This window comes from Pseudonocardia aurantiaca (assembly GCF_039526725.1).
GTDB classification, from domain to species: Bacteria; Actinomycetota; Actinomycetes; order Mycobacteriales; family Pseudonocardiaceae; genus Pseudonocardia; species Pseudonocardia aurantiaca.
Map to the genome: position 1 here is coordinate 253,045 of NZ_BAAAJG010000015.1, position 11,937 is coordinate 264,981.

Consider the following 11,937-nt stretch of genomic DNA (forward strand, 5'->3'; position numbering starts at 1 on the left):
TAGTGCCGCCCTGTGCTAGGACAGAAGCGGACACTCGGCTCGATCCTCGCGGTTGTCCTCGCGGGTGTGCTCACCGCCTGTGGCGGGAGCGCGCCCCCCGCGGCCGGGCCGTCCGCCGAGCGGTCGCTGATCCTGGCCACGACGACGAGCACGCAGGACTCGGGCCTGCTCGACGACCTGCTCCCGGCGTTCACGCAGGAGACCGGCTGGGGCGTAAAGACGGTGGCCGTCGGCAGTGGCCAGGCGATCGAGCTCGGTCGCCGCGGCGAGGCGGACGTGCTGCTCGTGCACTCGCCCGCGGCGGAGGAGGCCTTCGTCGCCGAGGGCACCGCCGGGCGCCGCCTGCTCGTGATGCACAACGACTTCGTGCTGCTCGGTCCGGACGCCGACCCCGCAGGCGTGCGCGGCCTGCCCGTCGGCGAGGCGATGTCGAAGATTGCGGCGTCCGGCGCGGTGTTCGTCTCGCGCGGCGACGACTCGGGGACGAACGCGAAGGAGAAGGCACTGTGGAAGGACGCCGGCGTCACGCCTGCCGGCGACTGGTACCAGCAGACCGGGCAGGGCATGGGCGCGACCCTGCGGGTGGCTGCAGAGAAGGGTGGCTACACGCTGTCGGACCGGGCGACCTACCTCAGCCAACCCGAGGGCCTGTCGGTGCTGGTCGAGGGCGATCCGGGCCTGCTGAACGTCTACCACGTGATCGAGATGACGAAGCAGGCGGGCGAGCGGGTGCAGCCCGAGGCAGGGGTGGCGTTCGCCGACTGGATCACCGCGCCCGGCGCCCAGCAGCGGATCGGCGAGTTCGGCCGGGCCGAGTACGGCCAGCCGCTCTTCGTGCCCGACGCCGGCAAGCCTGAGCCGGTGCCGTGACCCGCGCGCGCTGATGGACGTCCTGTTCGACGGGTTCGTGGAGGCCGTGTGGCTGCTCTTCGGCGGCGATTCCGAAACGTGGGCGATCACCGCGCTCACGCTGCGGATCTCGCTGACGGCGACGGCCGTCGCCGCGGTCGTGGGCGTGCCGCTCGGCGCCGCGGTGGCGCTCACGTTGTTCCCGGGGCGGCGGGTGCTGCTCGCCGCCGCCAACACCGGGATGGGCCTGCCGCCGGTGGTCGTGGGGCTGTTCGTCACGGTGCTGCTCTGGCGCAGCGGCCCGCTCGGCGCGTTCGGCCTGCTCTACACGCCGGCCGCGATGGTGGTGGCCCAGGCCGCGATCGCGACGCCGGTGGTCGTCGCGCTCGTCGCGGTCGCGCTGCAGCAGGTGGACCCCGAGTTCATGGTGCAGATGCAGGCGCTCGGAGCCGGCCGGGCCAGGGCGCTGCTCGCGCTCTTCGGCGAGGCGCGGCTGCCGCTGCTGGCCGCCGCGATGGCCGCGTTCGGGGCGGTGGTGAGCGAGGTCGGTGCGGCGCAGATGGTCGGCGGCAACATCGCCGGGGAGACCCGGGTGCTGACCACCGCCGCCGTGCTCGCCACCAGCCGCGGGAACTTCGCGCTCGCCATCGCCTTCGGGCTGATCCTGCTGGTGATCGCCTTCGTGGTGAACCTCGTCCTCACGCTCGCCGGCCAGCAGGATCCGGCGCGGCGATGACCATGGGGGCAGCACCGCGAATCGGGTGCCGGGACCTGCGCGTGAGCGCGCGCGGCCGGGAGCTGCTGCACGTCCCGGCGCTCGACGTGGCCGCCGGGAGCGCGCTCGCCGTGCTCGGCCCGAACGGGGCCGGCAAGTCGACGCTGCTGCGGGCGCTCGCGCACCTCGGGGGCCTCCGGCGCACCGGCGACGTGCTGCTCGACGGGCGCCCGGCCAGCTCGCGCGAGCTGCGTCCCGCCGTGGCGGCCGTGCTGCAGCGGCCGATCCTGCGCCGGGGGACGGTGGCCGCCAACGCCGCGTCCGGGCTGCGGCTGCGCGGCGTCGGACGGGCGGAGGCGGGCCGGCGGGCGGAGCCGTGGCTCGCCGCGCTGGGCGTGGCGCACCTCGCCCGCCGCGACGCCCGCACCCTCTCCGGGGGCGAGGCGCAGCGGGTCGCGCTGGCCAGGGCGCTGGCGGTCGAGCCGCGCGTGCTGCTGCTCGACGAGCCGTTCGCCGGGCTCGACGCCACCACCCGTGTCGACCTGCTCGCCGACCTGCGCGCCGTCCTGGACGGGCTCGACGCCGCCACGCTGCTCGTCACGCACGACCGGCACGAGGCTCGCGCGCTGGCAGGCGAGACGGCGCTGCTCGTGGCCGGGCGGATCCGCCAGCACGGGCCGACGGAAGTGGTGCTCGATGCGCCCAGCGACGCGGAGTGCGCGCGGCTCGTCGGGTTCACGAACCTGTTTCCGCCGGCCGTGACCGGCCGGGACACGCTGCTCGCCGCCCGCCCGGAGCACTGCAGGGTGCTGGTGGGGGAGCCGCCCGCGGGCGAGGTGGGGGTCACGGGAACAGTGCGCCGGATCGTGCCGCTCGGGGGCGGCACCCGGGTCGACGTCGACACCGCGGCGGGCACGGTCGCCTGCACCGGGCCGGTCCCCGCCGGCCTCGGGCCTGGCCGCGCGGTGGTGGTGGCGGTGGTCCCGGCCGAGGTCCGCAGCATCCCCGATCCCGCGCGGAGGGCCGAGCTGTGCCCGGAGCAGACCGACGCCGTCCATCCGGGGTAGGGTCAGACAGTCAGGGCGGGCGGGCACCAAGTGCCCGTTCGTGCAGATTGCCACCTGATGCATGGTCGCGCGAGGAGTGGCTTCAGCCCTGGCGCGACGACTGAGGGAGTCACGGACGGATGAGCTGGACCGGAAACCCTTCCCATGACAACAGCGGCGAGAACGGCCGCTTCGCCGCCGCCCAGGCCGCTCAGGTCGAGATCCACGACGCGCAGAACCGGCGGGCCGCGCGAGTCGTCGCCAGCCACTCCACGGGCGCGGAGGACTGCGCCGAGATGCTGGCCATGCTCGGGCTGGTGGCAGGAGACGATCGGGTCTCCACTCGCTGACCACGACCGTCCCTGGGTCAGGTGACCGGTACCTCCCGGTCGTGTGACTCCGGCTCGGCGGCCAGGTCGTTCGTCGAGGTCTCCCCGAGGGCCAGCACGCACGCCACGGTCAGCAGGCAGCAGGCCGCGATGATCACCGACACCGGCAGCGTGCCCGATCCGCCCAGCACGGCGGCGAAGACGACCGGCGCGAGCCCCGCCCCCGTGCCCGCGATCTGGTAGCCGAGAGACGCGCCGGTGTAGCGGGCCTGCGTCGAGAACAGCTCCGTGTAGAGCGCGGCGAGCGGTCCGTACATGGCCGCGTGGATCACGCCCTGGCCGAGCACGACCGCGAGCACGAGGAGGAGCGTCGAGCCGCTGCGGATCATGGGGAAGAACAGGAAGCTCCACGCGGCCATCGCCACCGCTCCGGCGAGTACCACCGGGCGGCGGCCGAGCCGATCCGACAGCGCCGAGAAGCCGATGATCCCGGCGATCGCCACCGCCGACGAAACGGTCAGCGCGTTGAGCACGGTCTGGCGCGGGAAGCCGGCCTGCACGGCGTAGGAGATCACGAACGTCGTGAGCGTGCCCTGCGCGACGAACGCGCCGAACCCGACACCCACGGACAGAGCGAGGTTGCGGCGGTGCCGCCGGAACACCTCCACGAGCGGCGGCGCTGCCGGTTTCGCCGCGGCGGTGAACACCGGTGTCTCCTCGACCTTGGCCCGCACGAACAGGCCGACGGCCAGCAGCACGGCGCTGAGCAGGAACGGGATGCGCCAGCCCCAGACGAGGAACTGCTCCTCGCCGGTGGCAGCGGACGCGAGAGCCAGCACGAGGGTGGAGAGCACCATGCCGCTCGGCGCTCCCGCGTTGGTGAAGCTCGCCCACAGCCCGCGCCGCGACGTGGCGTGCTCGGCCGACATCAGCACGGCGCCGCCCCATTCGCCGCCAACCGCGATGCCCTGCGCGATCCGCAGCACCACGAGCAGTACCGGCGCCAGCGCGCCGACCTGGGCGTAGGTGGGCAGCAGGCCGATGAGCACACTCGCCACACCCATCAGGGCCATCGTCAGCACGAGCATGCGCTTGCGCCCGAGCCGGTCACCGAAGTGACCGAACAGGGCACCGCCGAGCGGACGCGCGAGGTAGCCGGTGGCGAGGGTCCCGAAGCTCGCCACCGTGCCGACGAGCGGGTCCAGGTCGGAGAAGAAGACGCGGCTGAACACCAGGGCGGACGCCGTGGCGTACAGGAGGAAGTCGTAGTACTCGATGACGCTGCCGAGATAGCTCGACAGCACGGCGCGGCGGAGTTGTGGGGTGGGGCGGCCGGTAGGGGTCGGCGTCATCGCGGTGCCCTGTCTTCTCGGTCGGTTCCGGGTGTAGCCCGGGTCACATGGGCGCAGACCTTAGGCACATGTGTAACGCCCGTCAAGGATTCGCCCAACACCATCCTCGCCGGGAAGGGGCACTACGCTGCCTGCGTGGCGTCGGCGCAGGTCCCCGGGGGCGGCACGGGGATCGAGGAGGAGCTGGACGGCCCGCCCGGTTCGGCGCGGCCGCAGGCGCTCCTGCTCACGTTCTTCGGCGGTTACCTGCTCGGCCGCGGTGTGCACGTGGCCACGAGCAGCGTGATCGACGTGCTCGACCGGGTCGGGATCTCTGAGCACGCCACTCGCTCCACCCTGAGCCGGATGGCGCGGCGCGACCTGCTGCACCGCACGCGCAGCGGCCGTCAGGTGTACGTCGGGCTGACCTTGCGCTCGCGGGAGATCCTGCGTGACGGGGAGGCGCGCGTGTGGCGGGCGGGCGCGGTGAACGCCCAGTGGGACGGCACGTGGACGCTGCTCGGGTTCTCCCTGCCCGACTCCTGGCAGCGGCAGCGGCACGTCCTGCGGTCGCGGCTGCAGTGGGCGGGGTTCGGTCCGCTGCAGGGCGGGCTCTGGATCGCCCCGTCGACCGTCGAGCTCGGCGTGCTCGGCGACGACCTCGAAGCGGGTGGGCACCTCAAGGTGTTCACCGCGACCGCGGTGCCGCCCACCGACGTCGACGCGCTGGTGCGCGACGCTTGGGATCTCGATGCGCTGGCCGCGCGCTACCGCGGGTTCCTCCACCGGTGGGAGCAGCCGTCCCGGCGTCCGCGCCTCCCCGACGGTCTCGCGAGCCAGCTCGTTCTGCAGACCGACTGGCTGCAGGTGATCCGCCGCGACCCGCGGCTCCCGGTGCAGCACCTGCCGCAGGACTGGCCGGCCGAGCAGGCGCAGCAGCTGTTCAGGGGGCTGTACGCGGAGTTCGAACCCGGGGCGCGGGCAGCCGCGGCCCACCTGGACGTCGTGCCCGACGAGGACGCCGGCCGACTTTGACCCATCGCGGGCCGGTCAGTGGGCCGGTTGCGTCGCCAGTGCGGCGCGGCTGCGGTTGAGGTAGCCCGCGAACGCCGTCCGCTCGTCGGGCGCCAGGTCGGAGACCATGCGGTTCTCGAGCCGTTCGACGGGCTCGGCGAACGCGGCGAGGAGCTCCTGGCCGGGGCCGGTGAGGCTGATCAGCAGCCTCCGCCGGTGGGCTGGGTCGTGGCGGCGCTCGATGAGGCCGCGGCGCTCGAGCGCGGTGACGAGGTCGCCCATCGCCTGGGGCGTGACGAACGAGTTGCGGGCGAGTTCGGCGGTGGTCAGCCCGGCGCGGCGGTCGAGCACCGTGAGCGCGGTGTACTGCAGCGCCGTGATCCCGGCCGGGCGTAACAGCTCGTCGAGGTGGGCGCGCACCGCCAGCTCGACCTGCTTGATCGCATAGAGCAGCGACGGCGCCGGTCGGGCGGCGCCGGAGTCCGGGAGCGGTTGCAGCGACATCCTGGTCTCCTCGGCTCGGCTCGCGGGGAGTCTTGCACGAGGGCCTTCTCCTGGACGCCGTCGAGTGATAGGAAGGATTCCTGTTACTGACCGGTGAGGGGAGGTCGATGGTGGACGCCGCGACGCGCCCGGTCCCGGCGCTCGGTAGCTGGCCACGGCGCCGGGCCCGGATCGCCCCGGCGAGCACCGCCCTGCTCGACGCCCGTCGCACGCTCACCTACGCCGAGCTTGCCGACCGAACAGCCCGGCTCGCCGCGGCACTGCGGGGGATGGGCGTGGGCGCCGGCGACCGGGTGGCCTACCTCGGCGTCAACGCCGTCGAGGTCTTCGAGTCGTTCTTCGCCACCTGGTTCCTCGGCGCTATCGCCGTTCCGCTCAACCACCGCCTCGCCGGTCCCGAGATCCGCTACATGCTCGACGACTCCGGGGCGACGGTGCTCGTGCACAGCGGCGACGCGGACGCGCTGGTCGCCGCGGCCGCCCCGCTGCCCGCCGCGGTGCGGCACGTGGTCTCGGTGCGCACCGGGGACTACGAGGCCGCGATCGCCGCCGCTCCCGGCCCGGCCGAGGAGGGGCCCGTCGGGCTCGACGACCCGGCGATCCTGCTCTACACGTCGGGCACGACGGGCCGGCCGAAGGCCGCGGTGCTCACCCACGGCAACCTGACGTGGAACACGATCAACCAGCTCGCCCATGTCGACGTGCTGAGTACTGACAGGGCGCTGTGCATCGCTCCGCTCTTCCACACCGTCGGGCTCGGCCAGATCACGTTGCCGACGCTCTTCAAGGGCGGATCGCTGCGCGGATCACGAGTTTCTCCGCCGTGCCGACGATGCTGCAGATGATGACCGAGCACCCGGCCTGGGAATCGGCCGATCTCAGCTCGCTGACCTGCGTGATCTACGGCGGCTCCGCCGTGCAGGAGCGCGTGGCCCGGGCATGGATGGAGCGTGACGTGCTGCTCGTGCAGGGCTACGGGATGACCGAGGCGGCCCCGGGCGTGTACATGGGCACCCAGGAGGGCCAGCCCGAGCACCCACTCTCGGCCGGGGTGCCGCATTTCTTCACCGACGTGGCGATGCTCCGCGACGGCGGGCCCGCCCCGGTGGGCGAGGAGCCGGCGGAGCTCCTGGTGCGCGGGCCGCACGTGTTCGCGGGGTACTGGGGGCGGCCGCAGGAGACCGCGGCGGGCTTCGTGGACGGGTGGTTCCGCACGGGCGACGTGCTGCGCGTGGAGCCGGACGGGTGGGCGCACGTCGTCGACCGCGTCAAGGACGTCTACATCTCCGGCGGCGAGAACGTGTACCCGGCCGAGGTCGAGGCGGTCGCCGTGCAGCTCGACGCCGTGGCGAACTGCGCGGTCGTCGGGATCCCCGACGAGCGCTGGGGTGAGGTCGGCGCCGCCTACGTCGAGGTACGGGAAGGCGCCGAGCTGACCGAGGCGCAGCTCCGGGCGCACCTCGAAGCGCACCTGGCCCGGTACAAGGTCCCCCGCCACCTCGTGTTCGTGCCGGACCTGCCGCGCGCCGCGACGGGCAAGATCCGCCGCGTCGACCTGCGTAGGCGCGCGGTCGCGGAGCTGGGCTCGCGGTGACCGAGCCCGTGCGCGCCCTGCTGCCGCCGTCGCTGCGAGTGGAACGGCCCGGCCCGGACGGCGCGGTCGTGGTGCTGCGGCTGGCGAGGGCGGCCAAGCGCAACGCGCTCGACGACGCCACGGTGCTCGGCATCGAGACGTTCTTCGCGAACCCGCCCTCCGGTGTGCGGGCCGCGGTGCTCGCCGCCGACGGCGAGCACTTCTCCGCCGGGCTCGACCTCGCGGAGCTGACCGACCGGGATGCGTTCGCCGGCCTCGAGCACTCGATGATGTGGCACCGCGCGTTCGATCGGGTGGAGCGCGGGCGAGTGCCGGTCATCGCGGTGCTCACGGGTGCGGTGATCGGCGGCGGGCTGGAGCTGGCCTGCGCCGCGCACATCCGGGTCGCCGAGCCGAGCGCTTTCTACGCCCTGCCCGAGGGGCAGCGTGGGCTCTTCGTGGGCGGTGGGGCGTCTGTGCGGCTGCCGCGGCTGATCGGCGCGCACCGGATGGCGGACATGATGCTGACCGGCCGTGTGCTCGACGCCGACGAGGGTCACGCCCTCGGCATCACGCAGTACCGCGCCGACCCGGGCCAGGGGCTCGCGCTCGCCCTGGAGCTGGCCCGGAAGGTGGCCGCCAACTCGCCCGTCACGAACTTCGCGGTGCTGCAGGCGCTGCCGCGGATCGCCGAGGCCAACCCGGCGGAGGGCTACCTGATGGAGTCGCTGATGGCCGCGGTCGCCAGCGGGAGCGCCGAGGCCAAGGAGCGGATGCAGGCCTTCCTGGAGGGCCGTGCCGGAAAGGTGGGCCGGGGATGACCGGGGCGATGGTGCGGGCGCCGGCGCCCGACGCCCGCGAGACCACCGAGGCCGGGCGTTTCCTGGCGCACGTGCGCCGCGAGCGCGGCCTCGACTTCCCCGGCTACCGCGAGCTGCACCGCTGGTCCGTCGCCGACCTCGACGGGTTCTGGGCATCGGTCGCCGGGTTCTTCGACGTCCGGTTCGCCACCCCGGCGGAGCGCGTGCTCGGCCGCCGCGAGATGCCGGGCGCCGACTGGTTCCCGGGGGCGCGCCTCAACTACGCCGAGCACGCGCTGCGTACCACGGGACCCGCGACCGCCGTCACCGCGTACTCGCAGACCCGCGAGACGGTGGAGCTGACCTGGGACGAGCTGCGTGGTCAGGTGGCCCGTGCCCGGGTGGGGCTGCGGCGGCTCGGCGTGGGGCCGGGGGACCGGGTCGTGGCCTACCTACCGAACGTCCCCGAGACCGTGGTGGCGTTCCTGGCCACGGCGAGCCTCGGGGCGGTCTGGGCGAGTTGCGCGCCCGAGTTCGGGCCGCGGAGTGTGGTGGACCGGTTCGCGCAGGTCGAACCCTCGGTGCTGCTCGCCGTCGCCGGCTACCGGTACGGGAGCAAGGAGATCGACCGGCGGGCGGAGATTGCCGCCATCCGCGCCGGCCTGCCCACCGTCCGGCACGTCGTGCACGTGCCGTACGGGCCCGGGGAGCTGCCCGGCACCACCAGGTGGGACGACCTGCTCGCCGAGCCCGGTGAGCTCACCTTCGACCCGGTGCCGTTCGCGCAGCCGCTGGCCGTGCTGTTCTCCTCGGGAACGACCGGCCGTCCGAAGGCGATCGTGCACGGCCACGGCGGCATCCTGCTGGAGCACCTGAAGAACCACGGGCTGAGCTGGGACCTGCGTGCCGGTGACCGGATGCTCTGGTTCACCACGACCGCCTGGATGATGTGGAACGCGCTGGTCTCCGGGCTGCTCGTCGGCGCGTCGATCGTGCTCGTGGACGGCGACCCGGTGCACCCCGACCTCGGCTGGCAGTGGCGGCTCGCGGAGGCCACCGGCGCCACGCTGATGGGCGCGAGCCCCGGCTGGCTCATGGCGTGCCGGAAAGCCGGGCTGCGGCCCGCGGAGCTGGACCTCTCGCGGCTGCGCCAGCTCGGCGCGGCGGGCAGCCCGCTGCCTGCCGAGGGCTACCGCTGGGTGCAGGAGCAGTTCGGGCCGGGTGTGCTGCTCAACGTGGGCAGCGGCGGTACCGACGTCTGCTCGGGGATCGTGCAGGGCGGGCCGCTACAGCCGGTGTGGGAGGGCGAGATCGCGGGTCCCTGCCTCGGCGTGGCCGCCACTGCGTTCGGCGCCGACGGCCGCGAGGTGGTCGGCGAGCTCGGCGAGCTGGTGATCACGCAGCCGATGCCGTCGATGCCGGTCGCGTTCTGGGGCGACGCCGACGGCTCCCGCTACCGCGACGCTTACTTCGGCACGTACCCCGGGGTGTGGCGGCACGGCGACTGGGTGCAGTTCTCCGAGCAGGGGAGCTGCGTTGTGGCCGGGCGCTCGGACGCCACGCTCAATCGCGGTGGGGTGCGCCTGGGCACCGCGGAGTTCTACCGGGTGGTGGAGGAGCTGCCGGAGGTCGAGGACAGTCTGGTGGTGCACCTGGAGGACGCCGCGGGCGGCCCCGGCGAGCTGCTGCTCTTCGTCGTGCTGCGCGATGGCGCCGCGCTGGACGACGCCCTGCGGGCGCGCATCGGAAAGGAGCTGCGCGGGGCGCTGTCGCCGCGGCACGTCCCCGACACGGTCCTCGCGGTGCCCGCCGTGCCGCGCAACCGCACCGGCAAGAAGCTGGAGCTCCCCGCCAAGCGCATCCTGCTCGGCGCGGACCCCGACGCCGTCGCAGGTCGGGACTCACTGGCCGACCCGGCCGCCCTCGACGCGTTTACGGCGCTCGCGGCGAGGAGGTCCGCGTGAGCGGGGAGATCCGGCGGGTCGCCGTGGTCGGCACAGGGGTCATCGGGGCGAGCTGGGCGGCGCTGTTCCTCGCCCGCGGGCTCGACGTCGTCGCCTCCGACCCGGCGCCCGGCGCGGAGGAGCGGCTGCGCGCGGCCGTCGCGGGATTCTGGCCCGCGCTCGCCCCGGTCGAGGGCGCCACTCCGGACCGGCTGGAGTTCAGCGCGGACGCGGCAGCCGCCGCCGAATGCGCCGACTTCGTGCAGGAGAACGGGCCGGAACGCGAGGACGTCAAGCTCGCCCTCTTCGCGGCGCTCGACGCGGCGGCGCGGCCGGACGTCGTGCTCGCCAGCAGCTCCTCGACGCTCCTGCCATCGCTGATCGCGCGCGGGTGCGCGCGCCACCCGGAGCGGGTGGTCGTCGGGCACCCGTTCAACCCGCCACACGTCATCCCGCTGGTCGAGGTGGTGCCGGGCGAGTGCACGAGCGAGGACGCTGTCGAGCGCGCGACGGCCTTCTACACGGCCGCCGGCAAGCGCCCGATCCGGCTGCGCGCGGAGCTGCGCGGGCATGTCGCCAACCGGCTGCAGGCCGCGCTCTGGCGCGAGGCCTACTCGCTCGTGGAGCGCGGGGTCGCCTCGGTCGCCGACATCGACGTCGCGATCTCGCACGGTCCCGGGCTGCGCTGGGCCGTGCTCGGCCCGTTCGTCAACCAGCACCTGTCCGGCGGGCCCGGCGGGCTCGCGCACGTGCTCGCCCACCTCGGCCCGCCGATCGCGGAGATCTGGCGCGAGCTGGGCGACCCGGAGCTCACCCCCGAGCTCGGCGACCGGCTGGTGGCTGGGGTGGCCGAGGAGCTGGCGGGTCTCGACCTCGACCGCCTCGTCGCCGACCGCGACGCCGTGCTGCGCACGCTGCTCGCCGCGAAGGCCGGCACCGACCTGCCCTGAGGAGAGCCGAACACCATGGACATCGCCGCACTGGACGCCATCGACGTCCACGTCCACGTCGAGCAGGACAGCCGCGGCTGCTTCGCGCTCGACCAGGAGCTGCTGGACGCCTCCGCCGGCTATTTCAAGTCGGGCGAGCACCGCACGCCGACCCTCGGGCAAATCGCCGAGTACTACCGCGCCCGGCGCACCGGCGCCGTCGTCTTCACGGTGGACGCTACGGCGGCGACCGGTCATCCGGCGCTGTCGAGCGAGGAGATTGCCGACCTCGCGGCCGAGCACAACGACGTGCTGATCCCGTTCGGTTCGGTCGACCCGCACGCCGGACGCGCGGCCGTGTTGCGGGCGCGGCGCCTGGTGGGCGAGCGCGGCGTGCGCGGGTTCAAGTTCCACCCGAGCCTGCAGGCGTTCGAGCCGAACGACGTGCGCTTCTACCCGCTCTACGAGGCGCTCGCCGAGCTGGGCGTCCCGGCGCTGTTCCACACCGGGCAGACCGGGATCGGCGCTGGCCTCCCCGGGGGGCGCGGGATCAAGCTGAGGTACTCGGCGCCAATGCTGCTCGACGACGTCGCCGCCGACTTCCCCGAGCTGACGATCGTGTTCGCGCACCCGTCGGTGCCCTGGCAGGACGAGGCGATCTCGATCGCGACGCACAAGGCGAACGTCTACATCGACCTGTCCGGCTGGTCGCCGAAGTTCTTCCCGCCCCAGCTCGTGCGGGCGGCGAACTCGCTGCTCAAGCGGAAGGTGCTCTTCGGCTCGGACTACCCCGTGATCACGCCGGACCGCTGGCTCGACGACTTCGCGAAGCTGGAGATCAAACCGGACGTACGGCCGCTGATCCTGAAGGACAACGCGGTACGCATGCTCGGTCTGGGCTGAC

The 11,937-nt window shown here is 73.8% G+C and carries 12 protein-coding genes and 1 pseudogene; 11 read left to right on the top strand and 2 right to left on the bottom strand.

Annotated features, from left to right (window positions below; genetic code table 11):
• Positions 1-12: 12 nt before the first annotated feature.
• The 4 genes from ABD143_RS23395 (at position 13) to ABD143_RS23410 (ending at position 2,960) form a co-directional block, all read left to right on the top strand.
• Positions 13-870, top strand: coding sequence for an ABC transporter substrate-binding protein (locus ABD143_RS23395; protein WP_343982273.1), 858 nt, complete (start codon positions 13-15; stop codon positions 868-870).
• A gap of 13 nt (positions 871-883) precedes the next feature.
• Positions 884-1,585 (top strand): ABC transporter permease, encoded by a 702-nt coding sequence (locus ABD143_RS23400; RefSeq protein WP_343982276.1) that lies wholly within the window; start codon positions 884-886, stop codon positions 1,583-1,585.
• 41 nt (positions 1,586-1,626) lie between these two features.
• Positions 1,627-2,631 (top strand): ABC transporter ATP-binding protein, encoded by a 1,005-nt coding sequence (locus ABD143_RS23405; protein ID WP_343982279.1) that lies wholly within the window; start codon positions 1,627-1,629, stop codon positions 2,629-2,631.
• A 119-nt stretch (positions 2,632-2,750) separates the two neighbouring features.
• The gene (locus tag ABD143_RS23410; protein ID WP_343982283.1) at positions 2,751-2,960 is read left to right on the top strand and encodes a hypothetical protein; all 210 of its coding nucleotides are present in this window, start codon (positions 2,751-2,753) and stop codon (positions 2,958-2,960) included.
• Positions 2,961-2,977: 17 nt separating this feature from the next.
• Here the strand turns inward: ABD143_RS23410 and ABD143_RS23415 are convergent, their stop codons facing one another.
• Positions 2,978-4,291, bottom strand: a complete 1,314-nt coding sequence (locus ABD143_RS23415) for an MFS transporter (RefSeq protein WP_343982286.1) — start codon at positions 4,289-4,291, stop codon at positions 2,978-2,980.
• Between the two features lie 135 nt (positions 4,292-4,426).
• Between ABD143_RS23415 and ABD143_RS23420 the strand changes: the two genes are divergently transcribed.
• A complete protein-coding gene (locus tag ABD143_RS23420) occupies positions 4,427-5,305 on the top strand; it encodes a PaaX family transcriptional regulator (RefSeq protein ID WP_343982289.1) in 879 nt (292 codons plus the stop codon).
• Between the two features lie 15 nt (positions 5,306-5,320).
• Here the strand turns inward: ABD143_RS23420 and ABD143_RS23425 are convergent, their stop codons facing one another.
• Positions 5,321-5,788 carry a MarR family winged helix-turn-helix transcriptional regulator gene (locus ABD143_RS23425; RefSeq protein ID WP_343982291.1) on the bottom strand — a complete coding sequence of 156 codons (468 nt, stop codon included), beginning with the start codon at positions 5,786-5,788 and terminating at the stop codon, positions 5,321-5,323.
• A 107-nt stretch (positions 5,789-5,895) separates the two neighbouring features.
• Between ABD143_RS23425 and ABD143_RS23430 the strand changes: the two are divergent.
• The 6 genes and pseudogenes from ABD143_RS23430 to couO form a co-directional block, all read left to right on the top strand.
• Positions 5,896-6,893 (top strand): annotated as a pseudogene (locus tag ABD143_RS23430) (AMP-binding protein); the annotation flags it as partial.
• On the top strand, positions 6,867-7,382 hold the full coding sequence (locus ABD143_RS23435) for an AMP-binding enzyme (protein WP_343982843.1): 516 nt from the start codon (positions 6,867-6,869) through the stop codon (positions 7,380-7,382). The pseudogene ABD143_RS23430 and the gene ABD143_RS23435, both read left to right, overlap by 27 nt.
• Positions 7,379-8,182, top strand: coding sequence for a crotonase/enoyl-CoA hydratase family protein (locus ABD143_RS23440; RefSeq protein ID WP_343982294.1), 804 nt, complete (start codon positions 7,379-7,381; stop codon positions 8,180-8,182). The genes ABD143_RS23435 and ABD143_RS23440 overlap by 4 nt, the downstream gene beginning before the upstream one ends.
• Complete coding sequence (locus ABD143_RS23445; RefSeq protein WP_343982297.1) at positions 8,179-10,125, top strand: acetoacetate--CoA ligase; 1,947 nt, start codon at positions 8,179-8,181, stop codon at positions 10,123-10,125. Before ABD143_RS23440 ends, ABD143_RS23445 begins: the two co-directional genes overlap by 4 nt.
• A complete protein-coding gene (locus ABD143_RS23450) occupies positions 10,122-11,054 on the top strand; it encodes a 3-hydroxyacyl-CoA dehydrogenase NAD-binding domain-containing protein (protein WP_343982300.1) in 933 nt (310 codons plus the stop codon). Before ABD143_RS23445 ends, ABD143_RS23450 begins: the two co-directional genes overlap by 4 nt.
• A 15-nt stretch (positions 11,055-11,069) precedes the next feature.
• Positions 11,070-11,936: a 4-hydroxyphenyl-beta-ketoacyl-CoA hydrolase gene (couO, locus tag ABD143_RS23455; RefSeq protein ID WP_343982302.1), complete on the top strand. Its 867-nt coding sequence runs from the start codon at positions 11,070-11,072 to the stop codon at positions 11,934-11,936.
• Position 11,937: the final 1 nt, after the last annotated feature.